Origin of the sequence: Hymenobacter sp. ISL-91, from assembly GCF_018613725.1 — a bacterium.
GTDB lineage: Bacteria > Bacteroidota > Bacteroidia > Cytophagales > Hymenobacteraceae > Hymenobacter.
This window is the reverse complement of record NZ_JAGGPS010000038.1, coordinates 25,393-42,969: the sequence shown is the minus strand read 5'-3', so window position 1 is coordinate 42,969 and position 17,577 is coordinate 25,393. Positions and strand designations below refer to the sequence as shown.

At 58.3% G+C, this 17,577-nt stretch carries 15 protein-coding genes; 6 read left to right on the top strand and 9 right to left on the bottom strand.

Features of this window, described 5'->3' with window-relative positions:
• Positions 1 to 36: 36 nt before the first annotated feature.
• From J7E24_RS14735 to J7E24_RS14720, 4 genes are all read left to right on the top strand, one after another.
• Entirely contained in the window at positions 37 to 288 is a 252-nt protein-coding gene (locus J7E24_RS14735; protein WP_215138889.1) for a hypothetical protein, read from the top strand.
• Positions 289 to 504: 216 nt separating this feature from the next.
• Positions 505 to 3,099, top strand: a complete 2,595-nt coding sequence (gyrA, locus tag J7E24_RS14730) for a DNA gyrase subunit A (RefSeq protein WP_215138888.1) — start codon at positions 505 to 507, stop codon at positions 3,097 to 3,099.
• 96 nt (positions 3,100 to 3,195) lie between these two features.
• Positions 3,196 to 4,335, top strand: coding sequence for a tetratricopeptide repeat protein (locus J7E24_RS14725; RefSeq protein WP_215138887.1), 1,140 nt, complete (start codon positions 3,196 to 3,198; stop codon positions 4,333 to 4,335).
• An 878-nt stretch (positions 4,336 to 5,213) separates the two neighbouring features.
• Positions 5,214 to 6,242 carry a hypothetical protein gene (locus J7E24_RS14720; protein WP_215138886.1) on the top strand — a complete coding sequence of 343 codons (1,029 nt, stop codon included), beginning with the start codon at positions 5,214 to 5,216 and terminating at the stop codon, positions 6,240 to 6,242.
• Between the two features lie 227 nt (positions 6,243 to 6,469).
• On the opposite strand, the gene J7E24_RS14715 is transcribed toward J7E24_RS14720, so the two are convergent.
• Positions 6,470 to 8,197 carry an ArnT family glycosyltransferase gene (locus J7E24_RS14715; protein WP_215138885.1) on the bottom strand — a complete coding sequence of 576 codons (1,728 nt, stop codon included), beginning with the start codon at positions 8,195 to 8,197 and terminating at the stop codon, positions 6,470 to 6,472.
• 286 nt (positions 8,198 to 8,483) lie between these two features.
• On the opposite strand from J7E24_RS14715, the gene J7E24_RS14710 reads away from it, so the two are divergent.
• Positions 8,484 to 9,503, top strand: a complete 1,020-nt coding sequence (locus J7E24_RS14710; protein ID WP_215138884.1) for a GDP-mannose 4,6-dehydratase — start codon at positions 8,484 to 8,486, stop codon at positions 9,501 to 9,503.
• A gap of 63 nt (positions 9,504 to 9,566) precedes the next feature.
• On the opposite strand, the gene J7E24_RS14705 is transcribed toward J7E24_RS14710, so the two are convergent.
• Positions 9,567 to 10,277 (bottom strand): lipid-A-disaccharide synthase N-terminal domain-containing protein, encoded by a 711-nt coding sequence (locus tag J7E24_RS14705; protein ID WP_317195662.1) that lies wholly within the window; start codon positions 10,275 to 10,277, stop codon positions 9,567 to 9,569.
• Between the two features lie 11 nt (positions 10,278 to 10,288).
• The gene (locus J7E24_RS14700) at positions 10,289 to 11,086 is read right to left on the bottom strand and encodes a glycosyltransferase (protein ID WP_215138883.1); all 798 of its coding nucleotides are present in this window, start codon (positions 11,084 to 11,086) and stop codon (positions 10,289 to 10,291) included.
• A gap of 202 nt (positions 11,087 to 11,288) precedes the next feature.
• On the opposite strand from J7E24_RS14700, the gene J7E24_RS14695 reads away from it, so the two are divergent.
• Positions 11,289 to 11,915 (top strand): hypothetical protein, encoded by a 627-nt coding sequence (locus tag J7E24_RS14695; RefSeq protein WP_215138882.1) that lies wholly within the window; start codon positions 11,289 to 11,291, stop codon positions 11,913 to 11,915.
• A gap of 71 nt (positions 11,916 to 11,986) precedes the next feature.
• Here J7E24_RS14695 and hisIE read toward each other — a convergent pair whose 3' ends face one another.
• The 6 genes from hisIE to hisC all read right to left on the bottom strand — a co-directional run bounded on the left by hisIE (position 11,987) and on the right by hisC (position 17,552).
• Complete coding sequence (gene hisIE / locus J7E24_RS14690; protein ID WP_215138881.1) at positions 11,987 to 12,628, bottom strand: bifunctional phosphoribosyl-AMP cyclohydrolase/phosphoribosyl-ATP diphosphatase HisIE; 642 nt, start codon at positions 12,626 to 12,628, stop codon at positions 11,987 to 11,989.
• 90 nt (positions 12,629 to 12,718) lie between these two features.
• Entirely contained in the window at positions 12,719 to 13,477 is a 759-nt protein-coding gene (gene hisF, locus J7E24_RS14685; protein WP_215138880.1) for an imidazole glycerol phosphate synthase subunit HisF, read from the bottom strand.
• Positions 13,478 to 13,652: 175 nt separating this feature from the next.
• Positions 13,653 to 14,369 (bottom strand): 1-(5-phosphoribosyl)-5-[(5-phosphoribosylamino)methylideneamino]imidazole-4-carboxamide isomerase, encoded by a 717-nt coding sequence (hisA, locus tag J7E24_RS14680; RefSeq protein ID WP_215138879.1) that lies wholly within the window; start codon positions 14,367 to 14,369, stop codon positions 13,653 to 13,655.
• Between the two features lie 161 nt (positions 14,370 to 14,530).
• Positions 14,531 to 15,121: an imidazole glycerol phosphate synthase subunit HisH gene (gene hisH / locus J7E24_RS14675; RefSeq protein WP_215138878.1), complete on the bottom strand. Its 591-nt coding sequence runs from the start codon at positions 15,119 to 15,121 to the stop codon at positions 14,531 to 14,533.
• 183 nt (positions 15,122 to 15,304) lie between these two features.
• Positions 15,305 to 16,420, bottom strand: a complete 1,116-nt coding sequence (gene hisB, locus J7E24_RS14670) for a bifunctional histidinol-phosphatase/imidazoleglycerol-phosphate dehydratase HisB (RefSeq protein ID WP_215138877.1) — start codon at positions 16,418 to 16,420, stop codon at positions 15,305 to 15,307.
• A gap of 79 nt (positions 16,421 to 16,499) precedes the next feature.
• A complete protein-coding gene (hisC, locus tag J7E24_RS14665) occupies positions 16,500 to 17,552 on the bottom strand; it encodes a histidinol-phosphate transaminase (RefSeq protein WP_215138876.1) in 1,053 nt (350 codons plus the stop codon).
• Positions 17,553 to 17,577 lie beyond the last annotated feature (25 nt).

Here is a 17,577-nt window from a genome sequence, read left to right as displayed (position 1 = left end):
CATCTTCGCTTCGTCATATTTGGTACCTTTACGCCAATGACTACTCCCCGTTCGTTTTCCTCCCGTATTGGCCTGCTGGCTGTGGGTTGCCTGTTGGCCGTTTCGTCGTGCCGCACCTGTCCCATGGAGTCTTGCCACACCCGTAAGGTGCATTTACACAACGGCACCAAGTTCCGCGGACAGCCGCTCTGGAAAAAGCAGAACCCGGCCATTGGCGAGAAAATAAAGGTGTATAAGCCCGATGCGGTGAAACGCAAAAACGACCGGAGCCGGACCATCAACGACTAAGCGGATTGGCGGGTGCGCATGGTGCCTCGAACCCGGGCCCGACAGGCATTGCGGCCGGGTTGGTAAGGGGGCTCCCGGCGCTGGTTGGAATAGGCTTTCAGGCTAGATAAAACGGGCTTTTTTGCGTATCTTGCAGGCTTCAATGAAGTTCATTTTCACGGGCCGGTAAGCTCCTCTTTTATCCCGGGGATTTTACCGGCCGACTATCAGCTCCCTATGGCGGAAGGCGAAAAAATCATTCCGATTAACATCGAAGATGAGATGCGCGGGGCCTACATCGACTACTCGATGTCGGTTATCATCTCGCGGGCGCTGCCCGATGTGCGCGACGGTCTCAAGCCCGTGCACCGCCGCGTGCTCTACGGCATGTCCGATCTGGGCGTTTCGTACAATAAATCCTACAAGAAAAGCGCCCGTATCGTGGGCGAAGTGCTGGGTAAGTACCACCCGCACGGCGACTCCTCGGTGTACGACACCATGGTGCGCATGGCCCAGGAGTGGAGCCTGCGCTACCCGCTGGTGGATGGCCAGGGCAACTTCGGCTCCATCGACGGCGACTCGCCGGCCGCCATGCGGTACACCGAGGCCCGCCTCAAGCGTCTGGCCGATGAGCTGCTCGGCGACCTCGACAAGGATACGGTCGACTTCCAGCCCAACTTCGACGACTCGCTGGAGGAGCCGTCGGTGCTGCCGGCCAAGTTTCCCAACCTGCTCGTTAATGGCACCACCGGTATTGCCGTGGGCATGGCCACCAACATGGCCCCGCATAACCTGACGGAAGTGGTGGACGGTATCGTGGCCTTTCTGGCCAACCCCGATATCACCATTGCCGAGCTCATGGAGCACGTAACGGCCCCCGACTTCCCGACCGGCGGCACCATTTACGGCTACGAGGGCGTGAAACAGGCCTTCGAAACCGGCCGTGGCCGGGTAGTGATGCGGGCCAAGGCTCACTTCGAAACCACCGCTACCGGCAAGGAGCAGGTGGTCGTGACGGAGATTCCCTACATGGTGAACAAGGCCTCGATGATCGAGAAGACGGCCGCGCTCATCAACGATAAGAAGATTGAGGGCATTGCCGACCTGCGCGACGAGTCGGACCGCGACGGTATGCGCATTGTGTACGACCTCAAGCGCGACGCCATGCCAACCGTGGTGCTCAACAACCTCTATAAGTACACCCAGCTGCAAAGCTCGTTCGGCGTCAACAACGTGTGCCTGGTAAAGGGTCGCCCGATGACGCTCAACCTCAAGGAGCTGATCCATTACTTCGTGGAGCACCGCGCCGACGTAGTGGTGCGCCGGACCCGCTACGAGCTGGCCGAAGCCCAGAAGCGCGCCCACATCTTGGAAGGCCTGCTGATTGCGCTTGACCATTTGGATGAAGTCATTGCCCTGATCCGCAGCTCGCGCGACGGCGAAGTGGCCCGCCAGCAGCTCATCGAGCGGTTCTCGCTGAGCGAGGTGCAGGCCCGCGCCATCCTCGATCTGCGTCTGCAGCGCCTTACGGGCCTGGAGCGCGACAAAATCGTGGCCGAGTACAACGAGCTGATGGCCCTGATCGACCACCTCAAGGCCGTGCTGGCCTCCGAGGATATGCAGCGCGACATCATCCGCCAGGAGCTGGCCGAAATCAAGGAGCGCTACGGCGACGCCCGCCGCACCAACATCGAGTACGCCGGCGGCGACTTCTCGATGGAGGACATGATTGCCGACGAGGCCATGGTGATTACCATCTCGCGCGAAGGCTACATCAAGCGCACGGCGCTGGACGAGTACCGCAGCCAAGGCCGGGGTGGGGTAGGAGCCCGCGGGGCCGCTTCCAAACAGGACGACTTCACCGAGCACCTGTTCGTGGCCACCACCCACGAGTACCTGCTCTTCTTCACCGAGGCCGGCCGGGTGTTCTGGCTGAAAGTGTATGAAGTGCCCGAAGGCGGTAAGAACACCAAGGGCCGTCCGATTCAGAACCTGATTGAGATTCCGCGCGAAGACAGCATCCGCTCGGTGCTCAACGTGCGCGGCCTGCGCGACCCCGATTACCTCGACAACACCTTCCTGATGTTCTGCACCGAGCAGGGCACGGTGAAAAAGACCCCGCTCGAAGCGTACTCGCGCCCCCGAACCGCCGGCATCAACGCCATCAGCATCAACGAGGGCGACCGGCTGCTCGACGTGCAGCTGCTCAACGGCAACGATGAGGTGGTACTGGCGCTGCGTTCGGGCCGGGCCGTGCGCTTCCCCGAGCACAAAGTCCGTTCGATGGGCCGCACTGCTGCCGGAGTACGCGGCATCACGCTGGCCGACGACCTGGTTGGCGGCGACCGGGTAGTGGGCATGGTGTGCCTGGATAAGGAAAGCGAGCAGGAACTGCTGGTGGTGTCGGAAAACGGCTATGGCAAGCGCAGCCCGCTCGACGAGTATCGTATCACCAACCGTGGCGGTAAAGGCGTGCGGGCCATGAAGCTGACTGAGAAAACCGGTCAGCTCGTGTCTATCAAGGCTGTGGATGACACCGATGATTTGATGATCATCAACAAGTCGGGCATTACCATTCGCCTGCGGATGAGTGAGCTGCGCAGTATCGGTCGCGCCACTCAGGGCGTGCGGCTGCTGAAAATCAGCAATGGCGACGAGATTTCGTCGGTGGCTAAAGTAGCGGCCGAAGAGAAAATCGAGGAACTTGAGGCGGATGCAGCGTTGGTGGAAGGAGCAGAGCCCAACGGTAGTGCTCCGGCCGACTTGCCAGCTACCGCCCCAGACGACAACCTAACGGAGCTGACCGACCCGGACACGCTTAGCGCTAATTAAGCAGTTGTTAACTTGCGACGGCAGAACTTCCCCGGAAGTTCTGCCGTTTGCGCTATAATTCCTTCCACTAAACTGCAGATTCTTCGCTCAACTCTCATGAAGAAAGTTCTTTTAACGCTTGTAGCCGCCGCCGCCCTGCACACGGCCTCGGCCCAGAACTCGGCCGTTACCAACGCTATTCTTTACCAGCGCCAGGGTACGCTTGACAAGGCCAAGACCGAAATCGATAAGGCCGTTACCAACGAAAAAACGTCTGGTAAGGCTAAAACCTGGTTTACCCGGGGCGAAATCTATGAGGGCATGGTGAACAGCCCCATCTATAAGAAAAGCCTCGGCACCGAAGACGGGGCTAAAATTGCCTTTGAAGCCTATACGAAGGCCTTGAGCCTGGATGGTAAGGACGGAGAGTACGGTAAGCAGGCCGAGGCCAAGCTCGATGGCCTGTACGGTATGGCCCTGAACGCCGGAGTCGAAAGCTACAATAGCAAAGACTTCGCGAAGGCCATGGATTCCTATCGGATGGCTCAGCAAATCAAGCCACAGGATACGACGGCGTACCTGTACGCGGCTTACGCGGCTGAAGCGAATGAGAATTTCGCCGGCGCCAAGGAAATGTACGGCAAGCTCCAGGGCATCGGCTACCAGTCAACTCAGATGTATGGCCGGATGCTACAGATTGCCCGTCAGCAGAAAGACGATGCTGCTGCCTTAAAAGTAGTGCAGGACGCGCTGAAGGTATATCCCAACAACAAAGGCTTCATGCTGGAAGAGTTGAATATGTACCTGAGCGCCGGCCGTGGCAAAGAGGCACTTGATAAAATCGACCGCGCCATTGCAGCCGATCCAACCAACGCGAATCTCTACGCGGTTAAAGGCTCCATTCTGGACAGTGACAAGAAACCGGCCGAAGCGTTGGCCGCATACCGGAAGGCTGTTGAAATTGACCCAAATAATTTCGATGCCAACTTCAACCTGGGTATCTATAACTACAATAAGGCCGCGGATTATTATACCCGGGCCAGCAAGATGAGTTTGGCGGAATACCAGAAGTCGGGCAAAAAGCTGGAAACGGAGGGTAAAAAGTATTTTGCCGATTCGTTGCCGTATTTCGAGAAGTCGCTCGAGTTACAGCCCGATGACCGTGGCACGATGAGCGCGCTTCAGAAAGTGTATCTGCGCCTAGACCGTAAAGCAGATTCTCAGCGAATGATGAGTAAACTGGATGCAGCTAAGTAAGCTTACCAGAGCTTCCGTACTACTTCTTGTATAGTGAGTGTAGGGGAGTGTCAAAACAGGGCCGGCTATACAGTCGGCCCTGTTTTACTATACATGACTTAACATAATATAAATTATAAGACAATAGTATGTTACAGAAATCAGCATAGTTACCGTCAGCTACACTATGCTGATTATAAGATTCCACTAATTGACATTGACACAGGGTCATTTGCGTGAACTACAATACAAAGTATATACATCTTGCATCGCGGGTTGCTGCGTAGACTCTCCAGCAGCTTCATGAAATCTAGTGATATAAGGCAACTCTCATAGACTTGTATCCCTTACAACCGGTATTCAACCGATTGGCAGACCGACTAACTAGCTTGATTATTCGTGGCCTTGCTCATACGCTTTACAACTACCCTACAAAACAGGCTGGCCTTCATTGGTTGATCTTTTACAGTATGCTGGCCACTATCCTGAAATTATGCTTACCCGATTCCTCAGAAAAGCTGCTGAAGAAAAATAACACTTCGGCGCCTGATGATGCATCAATTTCAACGCTGTTAGCGGGCTTCTGTCGATAGTTGATTTCCGGTGTGGTTAACTTGACAAATAATGCTGTTGAGTGGCTGTAGATACAGAAGAAGCTGCCATACATTAAACTACTCCCTGCTCCCGCTTCTTTCGCTCCGGCTATAGAGGGTATTTATAACACTGGTATGGATAGCATTGAAGGCTATTAAATAATGGAGAGAGAAGCTTTGATAGTAATAAAAAGCACAAAAAGTATAAGAAAGTATTACTTTTATATACTATATATTGCTTGTTATTACTATTTATGCTACTTTTGAATACTTTGCTATAACTCTTAATTCTCACTTTGCTTCTTTATGCCTAAGACCATAGATTATCCCCGCACATCTTATCAGAGTGCTTGGGAAGTTGCTGAAGTTGTTGATGACACTGGGGGAAAATGTGCTATTGAGACAGCCGCCCGCAAGCTTAACCGCAAGGTGAGTGGCTCTTTTAAGGCCATCATCGGTTCAGCCGTTAAGTTTGGCCTCCTGACCAGTAAACGGGAGTTGCTTACTACTACCAACCTATTTCGTCGTATAAAAAACGCGTATGACAAACAGGAAGAGCGCATATATGAACGCGAAGCCTTCCTGCATCCGCCCCTGTTCACCCAGATATGCCGTAAGTTCAGGAATCGTGAGCTACCCGTACACATGTTTGATGTCATGCTGGTACGCGAGTTCGGTGTGGAGGAAATAAATGCTCAGGCTGTAACCAAGGCGTTCATTGATGGTGCCCGTATGGTTGGTGTACTCGATGAGCAGAATATTATTGCCGATATCGACCAGCTTACCGCCCAGCAACAGCCTCGCCGGGAGTTAGCCACTACTGAATTACCACTGAGTCGTTTTCAGTCGGTGGCGATTACAACCACCGGGGGCATACCCAGCAGTGGATCTAGCACACCCACGGTGTCCGGTATATCGGCAAACCCAGCCTTTGTACCTCAGCCTTCCCCAATATCACGCCTCCCGGATGCTGTATCCAGCCTCTTCGGACTCGACACGAACGATATGGATGATCAGCCCAAAGCCGGCACTTCTGCTAATACTATTGCTACTTCAGGCCCTGGACAAGCTTCCGACTTTGTGCCCGCCGAAGTTCATGACCAGCCAGAGTCCCGGGAGACACCACCGGCCACTACCAGCCAAGGTATGGCAGTCACTCCTGGAGCAGCTGCAGCAGTGCCACAGGAGCTTACTGTCCCTTCAAATACGTTTGCTATCCATCTACACGGCCCTGGGTTGAACACCCATCTTACTATTGAACATGTTGATGATGTAGAGCTTGTTCAAGCGCTGTTGAACAAGATCAAGCGCCAGCTAGGCGACCAATCGCGCTAGAATAGTTATAGTAGTTTGGGTTTAGACTCCAACCCTTTAGTGTGCACCCGAACTACACCGGAGAGGCAGGAACTCTTCTGGCTCTCCGGTGTAGTTCTTTTCCATAGGTAGTCTACTCCGCCCCTACAGTTTAAAAATCTATAAATTTCAATACGTTTAATAATTATGTTAAGTAAACATAATTTGTTAGTAGCTGAATGCCAGTCATTTTGCATTAAAATAGCTTATTATCTAATTGGCTCCAACCTGGAAATAAACCATAACCCCGAATTCCGGCTTCTATCTAAGTAGAAGGAGTCCTGCCGGGAGATGCGAATAAACCTAGACCAGCCCGCTGGCAATTTTTTCGCAGCCGGACGTTCCGATACAACAACTACCGGACGGGCCAAGTCAGCCAGCTGGTTTATTGTAGGATGCCAGATGGGTACAGACTGCCCGGCGGCCCACACCTGCTTGACATGCAGGGTATCGAGGCTATACCACTCCCCCACCCCCCGAAAGACTGGCAACTGCTTTACCTGCCCCATATACTGACGGTCGGTAACATCACGCCGGCCTTCCCAACGCGGGTAGGCTGGCATAGCCAACCCAACAATACCCAGCACCATCGTCAGCGTGCTGCTGATAAGAAAACTCACCCGGCGCCGCATAATCCCTTCCCTGACTAACCCTACTCCCACCACAGTAGCCAGCGCCACCATCAGCCCAAACCGCAGCGAACCGACCCCGAAGCCGGGATAATCGGCCAAGGCCATGACGACGGGCAGAGCCAGCAGTAACAGCAGCAGCAGAAAGGCCCAGACCCGGGGAAGCCAGGCATCGGGGGCACTGCGGAGGCCGACTGGATATGCGGGCTGGGTTTGCCAGGCACGCAGCAGGCCGGCCACCAGCAAGGCCAGTGGGGGCATTAGCGGCAACATGTAGCGTTCCTTCTTTTCGGGCACTATACTCAGCAGCAGCAACCCGAACAGCGCCCACCCCAACACCACTGCGTACGGAATAAAGCCTCGCAGCCTCGGGCGGGCATACGGCCACACCAGGGCGGCCAGCGCCACCAGCGCCCATAGGCCAGTGAAGGCAAAAAAAGGCCAGTAGTACCAGAACGGTTGCACATGCCGGTCGGCCCACGACGCTATTTCGACCCGGGCCACAGAACGGGCAGCCGGGGCCACTTTCAGCCAGACGTAGAGGGGCCAGCTGCCCCCGATTATAACAGCCAGCACGAACCCCAACACAGTGGCTCCGGCCCGGGCCCGTACCGCCTGCCGATGGAAGGGCTGACCAATCAAATAAGCCAGTAAAAAAGGAAGAACCAGCGCGTAAAGAGGTACCGGGCCCTTACTTAGCACGGCCAGCCCCAATAGCAGCCCTGCCCCTGCCAGCCACCGATACGCCTGCCGAACCGGCCGCTGCCACCCGCCAACCAGCAGCCAAAGCCCCCCCATTGCCATACTGGTGGCGAATATATCCCACTGCCCTTCACGCCCGGTGGTAATAACGAGCAGGCTGGTAGCCAGCACCAGCGCCGCGAGCCAGGCGGTACGCCCCGGCGCATCGTCGTCGTGGGTCTGGCGCCGGGTGAGCTCACAACACAGGCCCCAGAAAAAGAAAACAAGCAGCGTAGCGGCCATTGCGGCAGGTAGTCGTAGCAGCGCCAGATTATCGGTAGGCCCAGTCAGCTGCTGCAGGCCGGCTACAGCCCAGGTAGGCAGTGGCGGCTTGGCCAACCGCAATTCCTGGTTCATTGTCGGAATCAGCCACGAACCTCCGGCAACCATTTCGCGGGCGGCCACAAAGTTGCGGCTTTCCATCAGGCTGACTGCCGATGCGCCGTTATAGAGGAAAAAACTCACCCCGCATACCAACGCCAACACTAATGCACGGCCCCATTGCGAAGTCAGCAAACGGGTGATAAATGAGACGTGGGGTTGAGAGGAAGCAGCTTGATCCGGCATAAGAGCAGTTGAAGGAGATAGAACAGGCAAGGTAATGCCAGCAGCTAAATGGCGCACACTTGGCACGTAGTCGGCTACCGGCACTTTGGGTGCCAACGCTATAGCGCGTGCTGTCACTGCCGCAGACAGGCATACTACAGGTAATACGCCGCATAGTGCTTGCCGCGCAGTGGGCAGTTCCGACACCAAACAACTACCAACCGACGAACCGACGGGAGCCGAATTCGAACTACATTTGCTTATCCGCCTCTACGGGCTCCGATTGACCTTTTCTCTGGCTCATACCATGGCTTCCATTCTGCTTACAGGCTGCGCGGGCTTTATCGGCTCACACCTGGCCGAGCGCCTACTTCACGATGGGCACCGCGTTATCGGTCTCGATAACTTCGACCCTTTCTATGACCGCACCCTGAAAGAGCGCAACCTGGCGGCCTGCCGGAATCACCCCCGCTTCAGCTTCCACGAAACCGACCTGCGCCGTGGCCCCGACGCGCTGGTGGACGCCCTGCCCGCCGACCCGATAGACGTAGTGGTGCACTTGGCCGCCAAGGCCGGCGTTGGCCCCTCGGTGCAACTACCAGCGGCTTACCTCGACACCAATGTATTGGGCACGGCCCACCTGCTGGAGTGGATGCGCCAGCGCGACATCTCGAAGCTGTTTTTCGCCTCCTCTTCCTCCGTATATGGCAACACACGCGAGCAGCCTTTCCGCGAGGATATGAACCTACTGGCCAGCTGCATCTCGCCCTACGCGGCCTCCAAGCTCAGCGGCGAGCAGCTTACGGCCACCTATCATCACCTTCATGGGTTCGATGTGCTCAATGCGCGCTTCTTTACCGTGTACGGCCCCCGGCAACGGCCCGACCTGGCCATCCACAAGTTCGTGCGACTGTTACAGGCCGGAGAGCCTGTTCCCGTATTCGGCGACGGCAACACGGCCCGCGACTACACTTTTGTGCTCGATACGGTTGACGGTGTTGCCCGGGGCGTAAACTACCTGCTGGCACACGACGGCGTGTACGAAACCCTGAACCTGGGCAACCACCAGCCCGTGCCGCTACTAGACCTTATTGCCGCCGTAGGCCAGGCCGTAGGCCGCGAGCCGCGCCTGGAGTTCCGGCCTATGCAACCCGGCGACGTCGACGTAACCTACGCCGACATCAGTAAAGCCCGGCAACTAGTGGGCTATGCGCCCCAGACCAGCCTAGACGAGGGTCTCCGGGCTTTTGTGGAGTGGCTTAAGCAGCAGCCAACGGGCCTTTTGCCCCACGACGCCGGGGCAGGACCTGTACCCATGCACCATTAAACGAAACCTGTTTTCCCCGTTCAATGGCGGGGAAGCTCCGCCCCGGCGTTGTGGGGTGTACACCTAGCGGCCCGCCGGTGGCGTTGCAGATTGGGCTGGGCCCCTGGGCGACTCCGGCTCCTGCCGCAGTTGCCGGCGCAGCAGCACGATGTTGCGCGCGTACACCACCGTACCGAAGACGTTGCCGATAAACAGCACCACGTCGCGGCGCAGCACGGCGTAGGCCAGAATCAGGAGTGAGCCGACCAGGCTAATCACCCAGAAGCTCAGCGGCAGGCTCGACTCGCCCCGGCGCTCGGAATAGACCCATTGATACACGAAGCGCAGCAGGAAAATAACCTGGCCCACGGTGCCCAGCACCAGCAGGCCACCGGGTATTTCGGTGCCCAGCATGGCCCGCAGGCTGAAATGACGGTTGCCGGCCACAAACCAGCTCAGCAGCGCCACCGGCAGCCCGTAGGCCGCGGCCCGGAACCAGGCCGGCAGTTTGCCCCACTCGCCCAGCAGCTGCAGATTGCGCACATAAATGGCGTAGCTGATGAGCTGGGCGCCCAGAATCACCGGGTCGTGGCGCAGCAGGCCGTACACCAGCATCAGAAACGACGAAACCAGGCTAATTTGCCAGAACAGCGTGGGCACCAGCACCCGCCGGGCCCGCTCGCTCTGGATCCATTGCAGCACGATGCGGCTCGAAAACAAGAGCTGCGACACCAGCCCAATGGCCAGCGCCACGTTGGCCGTTGTCAGCAGCGCCTGTAGCTTCAGCAGCTCCACCTCCAGCCAGCTTAGCGGTTGTCTGCCGGTTTGGCAGCGGCCAGCCCAACCGGGCCGGCAGGAGCACCACGGTACTGCTCCCCTATTTCATAGTTCTTCCAGCGCGAGCGAATCCAGCGGAAGCCGAACGTGTCGATGAGCGGCTTCCAGGCCCGGTTCCAGAGGGTGTACTTGGCCGTGCCCGCAAAGCGCGGGAAGTGGCGCACCGGCAGCTGCTTCACGCGGCCGCCCTGCAGCTGCACCAACGCCCCCAGAAACCGGTGCAGGCCATGGAACAGCGGCAACCGGCGGGCATAGTCGGTTTTGATGATTTTCAGCGGGCAGCCCGTATCCTGGATGCCGTCGTTGATGAGCGTGCGGCGTACCCCGTTGGCTAGTTTCGACGACAGTTTTTTCACCAGCGTATCCTGCCGCTTGGCCCGGATGCCGTTCACCATATCAAACTCGGGCAGAAACTCGAAGAAAGTCAGGAAGTCGAGCGGCGTGGTTTGAATATCGGAGTCGATGTAGCCGATGAGCGTGGTGCGGGCGTGGTCGATGCCGGCCTTGATGGCCGTGCTCAGGCCCCGGTTCTGGCTCAGGCTGATAAACTCGTAGCCTGGCTTGCTGCCGCACACCGCCCGCAGCAGCGCCAGCGAGCCATCGGTCGAACCATCATTGATGAACAGCACCGTGGTGGCCACCGGCGTGAGGGCCAGAAACTTGTCCATCTCCACCACAAATTGCCCCAGGCTCTCCTCCTCGTTATACACGGGCACGAGCACCGTCAGGCTTTGCTCGGACAAGTAGATGGAGTTGGCAGCGGACATAGAACGACTAAGAGGCGAACTGGCAAGGTACGGAAGGAATGTAAAAGGGGCATCCCTGCAACTGCCCCGCTATCGGGAGTATATTACCCCAGCTGTGCGAAAACTATATTGTATGAGCCGGATTTCCCACAACGGAGCATATCATTTCCAGCGTTTACAACCGTTATTACCGCATCTTTACCAGCTTTATTGTCTTTGTACGATGTTACTCTTAACCAGTATTACCAGCCTGTTGCTATCGGCACCGGCCGACTCGACCGTCCTTACTCCGCCCATCGCGCGCCGCGCCCTGTACTTGGGCGTACACCGTGCAGAATACGGCGGAGCTACGCACTATCCCAGCCTCAGCTACGAGTGGCTGATGAATGAGCGATGGGCAATGCGCGTGGGAATTGGCGGCGTGCATCGAGATGCCAGCACGTACACGGTACTGCTAAACCCGTCTACCGGGGAATACGAACGGGTTAGGCTCAGCCGCGGCGTATTCAACAGCGCTCTGGTAAGCACCCAGCTCCGGTATTTTCTCTGGCCCCAACGCAAAGCCGGCGCGGGCCTGTTCGTGGGCGGCGGTCTGCAGGTGGTAGCGGAGGAATTTCAACAGGACAGCAACAGCCCCGGCGGCTACGTTAGCGACATTCAAGTGCACGCCCCGGTTACGGCCCGCGTGGGCTACCAACTGCGCAAGGGCCGCTGGCTGCTAAGCGGTAGTTACGGCTACGACTTCACGGCCCGCCGCGAGTCGTATGTAGTGCCCGGCCGGCCGCGCAAGGGCGGCATGGATGTGCACGTTACTACGGGTGCGGATTTACAGGTCGGCTACGCTTTTTAACCAGCGCTGGGGCGTCCGTAAACGGCCGCCCCAGCGTTTGAGTGTTTAGAGCCTGTTTCTTTACTACTTACCTACTCCGGCCGCCGCACCCCGCCCGAGATGGTGCTGTGCCGCTCGCGCAACACGGCTACTACATCATCCAGCGACAGGCCAGAGGCCGTTAGCAGTACCACCAAATGGTACAACAGGTCGGCGGCCTCACCCTTGAGGCCATCCACATTACCACCCACGGCGTCGATAACCGTTTCCACGGCCTCCTCCCCTACTTTCTGGGCGATTTTGGGCATGCCCTTGCGGAAGAGCGAGGCAGTATACGAGTTGGGGTCCTCGTCGGGAAACTGGTGGCGGCGCTGCACCAGCCGCTCCAGCTCGGCAATAAAGCCCACAGCCGGGGCCGGATAAGCCGCCTCATTGGGCTGCTCGAAGCAGCTGGTGGTACCGCGGTGGCAAGTGGGCCCGTCGGGAATGGCGCGGATGAGCAGCGCGTCCTGGTCGCAGTCTTCGTGCTCGCTCACTACGGTGAGGTAATTACCCGACGTTTCGCCCTTGGTCCAGAGGCGCTGCTTGGAGCGCGAAAAGAACGTCACGCGGCCCGTTTCGCGCGTAACGCGCCGGGCTTCTTCGTTCTGGTAGCCTAGCATGAGCACCTGGCCCGTAGCGGCATCCTGCACAATCACGGGAATCAGCCCATCGGGCATTTTGGCAAAATCCATTTGGTAGTTGTCAGTTGATAGTTGTCTGTTGTCAGTACCGGCACGCCATCATCACTTCTGACAACCGGCAACTACCAACTGACAACTCAATTATAGCCGAACCGGAATACCGTCCTGGCGCAAATGCTCCTTTAGTTCGCGAATACCGATTTCGCCGAAGTGAAAGATGCTGGCGGCGAGGCCAGCGTCGGCCTGGGCCTGCTGGAACACATTGGTGAAGTCCTGCTTCGAGCCGGCGCCGCCCGAGGCGATAACCGGGATGGTTACGGCCCGGCTCACGGCCCCCGTGATATCGAGGGCGAAGCCGTCCTTGGTGCCGTCGTTGCTCATGGAAGTCAGCAGGATTTCGCCCGCGCCCCGGTCGGCAGCCTCGCGGCACCACTGCACGGCGTCGCGGCCGGTGTTATGGGTGCCGGCCCGGGTGTACACCTGCCAGCCGTCGGCGGCATTAAAGCGGGCGTCGGCGGCCACCACAATGCACTGGGAGCCGAAACGGGCAGCCAGCTCGTCAATCAGTTCGGGCCGCGCCAAAGCCGCCGAGTTGATGCTCACCTTGTCGGCCCCGTTCAGCAGCAGCGCCTCCACATCGGCCACCGAGCCAATGCCGCCGCCCACCGTGAACGGTATATCCAGCTCGCGGGCCACGTCGCGCACCAGCGCTATCAGCGTGGCGCGTTTCTGGTTGGTAGCCGTGATGTCGAGAAACACCAGCTCGTCGGCGCCTTCGCGGGCGTAGCGGGCGGCCAGCGCCACCGGGTCGCCGGCGTCGCGCAGCCCCTCAAACTGCACGCCCTTCACGGTGCGGCCATCCTTTATATCTAGGCAAGGAATGATTCGTTTGGTCAGCATGGTTGGCTATTGAAATATACTGTCATCCTGAGCATGTTGCGCTTTGAGCAAGGACGAAGGACCTTATCACGCTGGCATGAAACCGTTGGTATATCTCCTTCAAACGCGATAAGGTCCTTCGTCCTTGCTCAAAGCGCAACATGCTCAGGATGACAAAAGAACTGTTCGGTAACCGCTACAGCCAGGGCTGCAGCTGCTCCAGCGTAATCGTGCCTTCGTAGATGGCCTTGCCAATGATGGCGCCGTGCATGCCCACAGCCGCCAGGGCCTCTACATCGGCAATGGTGGTCACGCCGCCGCTGGCAATAAGTTCGGCGGCGGGCAGTTGCTGGCGTAGCTCGGTGTAGGTGGCCAGTGAGGGCCCCTGAAGTTTGCCGTCCTTGCTCACGTCGGTGCAGATGAAGGTAGTGGCCCCACTGGCCAGGTAACCCTCCACAAACTCACGCAGGGTCCGTTCGCTCTGCTCGGCCCAGGCATTAATGGAAATGTGGTTGTCGCGGTAGTCGGCCCCGATGATGATGCGGCCGGCCCCGAAAGCCTGGAGCCAGCCGTTCACCGTTTCGGGCTCGCGCACGGCAATACTACCGGCCGTAATCTGTTGGGCCCCGGCGTCGAAGGCCTGGCGCACGGCCGCCTCGCTCTGCAGGCCGCCCCCGAAGTCGATGTGCAGGCTGGTGTGACGGGCGATGCGCTCGAGCACCGGCAGGTTCACGGGTTGCCGGGCCCGGGCCCCGTCGAGGTCGACGAGGTGCAGGCGCTTAACGCCGGCCGCTTCGAAGCGCTGGGCCACGGCCAGCGGGTCGGCGTCGTAGGTGGTCTGCTGGGCAAAGTCGCCCTCCGTCAGGCGCACGCACTGGCCGTTGATAAGGTCGATGGCGGGAATGATGTTCATGGGGTTAGTGCTTGGTGCTGGTAGCGGATCAATGGAACGTTATGCTGAGCTTGCCGAAGCATCTTTAGTGTAATGGTATTCTTACTGATTGCAACGAAGCAGTAGAGATGATTCGACTGTGCCTCCGGCTTCACTCAGCATGACGCTCTTTTGGTACCCACTTACAGCTTGAGAAAATTCTCCAAAATGCGGGTGCCGACGGGGCCGCTCTTTTCGGTGTGGAACTGCACGGCGTAGAAGTTCTCATGCTGCACGGCCGCGCTGAAGGGTGCCGGGTATGCCGCCTCTGCAATGGTGTACTCTCCGACCGGCGCGTAGTAGCTGTGCACGAAGTACACGTAATCCTCGGCGCTAAGGCCTTCGAACAACGGACTGTTCAAAGTTTGCAGATTATTCCAGCCCATGTGCGGCACTTTATATTCCGGTAAGGCCGGGAAACGCACTACATCAAAGGGAAGGATACCGAGCATATCGGTGCCCCCGCCTTCCTGCGTGTGTTGGCCCAGCAGCTGCATGCCCAGGCAGATGCCAAGGAAGGGTTGGGTGAGCGTGGGAAGCACTTCGTGCAAGCCCTGGGCGCGCAGTTCCTGCATAGCAGATGCGGCCTCACCCTCACCGGGGAACAGCACCTTGTCGGCCCTGCGCAACACCTCGTGGTCGGCCGTGAGCGTGGCCTGCACGCCTAGCCGTTCCAAGGCAAACAGCACCGACTGCACGTTACCGCCTTTATAATCAACAACAGCTATTTCCATTTGAATATATCGAGTGATGAGCGAGGCCTATCCTTTTGTTTAAACAAATGTTTTAAGTCATTATTCTCGTAATGCGCTGCCCGTTAGCTTAAATAACACTCCTATCGGAAAATAGGAAAGCATTATTCCGGGCAGGCCAGTCAACGTCGGTATCTTACACATTTGAATAAACAAATGGATAGACTACAGAATGCCTTTAGTGCTGGGAATTTCCATGCGGCCGGCGTCGCGCACCAGCGCCATCTTAATGGATTTGGCAACGGCCTTGAAGATGGCTTCGATCTTGTGGTGCTCGTTCTGGCCCTCAGCCTTGATGTTGAGGTTGCAGCGGGCGGCGTCGGAGAAGCTTTTGAAGAAATGGTAAAACATTTCGCAGGGCATATCCCCTACTTTCTCCCGCTTGAATTCGGCGTCCCACACAATCCAGGGGCGGCCCGAGAAGTCGATGGCCGCCTGGGCCAGCACGTCGTCCATGGGGAGCAGGAAACCGTAGCGGGCCAGGCCGCGCTTGTCGCCGAGGGCCTGGGTGAAGGCCTCGCCCAGGGCAATGGCCGTGTCCTCGATGGTGTGGTGCTCGTCGATGTGCAGGTCGCCCTGCACCGTAATTTTCATATCGACGCCCGAGTGCTTGCTGAGCTGGTCGAGCATGTGGTCGAAGAAGCCCAGGCCGGTGTGCATCTCGGGGCGGCCGTTGCCATCGAGGTTGAGCGCGATGCTGATCTTGGTTTCGTTCGTGTCGCGTTGTACCACGGCGGTGCGGGCGGGCAGGCGCAGGAATTGGTATATTTTTTCCCAGCTCATCGTCTGAAGGGCGGCGTGCGCATCGGCTACCTCCTCCCCTTCCGGCTGCAGCAGGATGGCCTGGCAACCCAGGTTTTGGGCCAGCTCCACATCGGTCAGCCGGTCGCCGAGAACAAAGGAATTTTTCAGGTCATAAGCCCCTTCGGCCAAGTACTGCTGCAACATGCCGGTGCCGGGCTTGCGGGTGGGCAGGTTCTCGTGGGGGAAGCTCCGGTCGATGTGCTCGCGGGCAAACTCCACGCCTTCCGAGCGCAGCACGTCGAGCATCATCGTGTGGGCCGGCCAGAAAGTTTCCTCGGGGAAGCTCGCGGTACCCAGGCCATCCTGGTTGCTCACCAGCACCAGCTCGTAATCCAGCTCGCGGGCAATGCGCGCCAGACCAGTGATGGCGCCGGGCACAAACTGAAATTTTTCCCGTGTCAGCGCGTCCACTTGAAAATCCGTCGGCGGCTCAAGGATAATGGTGCCGTCGCGGTCAATGAAGAGTACTTTTTTCATGAGTGATTAAAAGTCGTTGTTATGCTGCGCATATCCGAAGCCGGAGTCAAAGCATGACGTATTTTATTCCGTATATCCCCTACCCCGCAAACTCCCGCAGGGCCTCCAGCAGCAACTCGTTCTCCGGGGGCGTACCCACGGTGAGGCGGAGCGTGCCGGTGCAGCCGGGCTGGGTGGTGCGGTTGCGCACGATGATGCCCCGGCTCACCAGGAAATTGTAGAGCGCCGTGGCATCGGGCTTGAACCGGACCAGCAGGAAGTTGGCATCCGAGGGAAACACCTGCTCCACGATGGGCAGCGCGGGCAGGCGCTCGGCCAACCAGTCGCGGCCCTCCAGCAGCTGCCGGCGCAGCCGCTCGGCGCGGGGCGCGTCGTGCAGGGCGGCCAGCGCGTGCTGCTGGGTGGCTTCGGAGATGTTGTAGGGCGGCTTGATTTTGTTGAGGTAGCCGATAATTTCGGGCGAAGCGAAGGCCATGCCCAGGCGCAGCCCGGCCAGCCCCCAGGCCTTGGAGAAGGTTTGCAGCACCACCAAGTTCGGAAATTCGGCCAGGCGGGTAATCCAGCTGGCGGCCGGCGCAAAGTCGGCGTAGGCTTCATCTACCACCACCAGCCCCCGGAAACCACGCAGAATTTCCTCAATGGCCTCCGCATGCAGCAGGTTGCCGCTGGGGTTGTTGGGCGAGCAGAGCCACACCAGCTTGGCCTCCGACGCCAGTACCCCGGCCACAATTTCGGGTGAGAGTTGAAAATCGGGCGTGAGCTGGATACGCTCCACGCGCACATCATTCAGGTTGGCGGCCACCTCGTACATGCCGTAAGTGGGCGGCAGAATCAGCAGGCTGTCGTGACCGGGCACACAGGTCAGGCGCACCAGCAGGTCGATGGCCTCATCGGAGCCGTTGCCGAGGAAAATCTGGGTTGGCAGCACGCCCTTTAGCTTCGCCAGCTCGGCTTTCACGGCACGCTGCTGTGGGTCGGGGTAGCGGTTGAACCGCTCGGGACCGGCGCTGCCGAGGCTGTTCTCGTTGGCATCGAGCATCACCTGGGCCTCGCCCTGAAATTCGTCGCGGGCCGAGGAATAAGGTTTCATGTCCCGGAGGTTGGGGCGCACCAGGCTATCAAGATTGAACATGGTATTCGTTTATTTTGTCATCCGG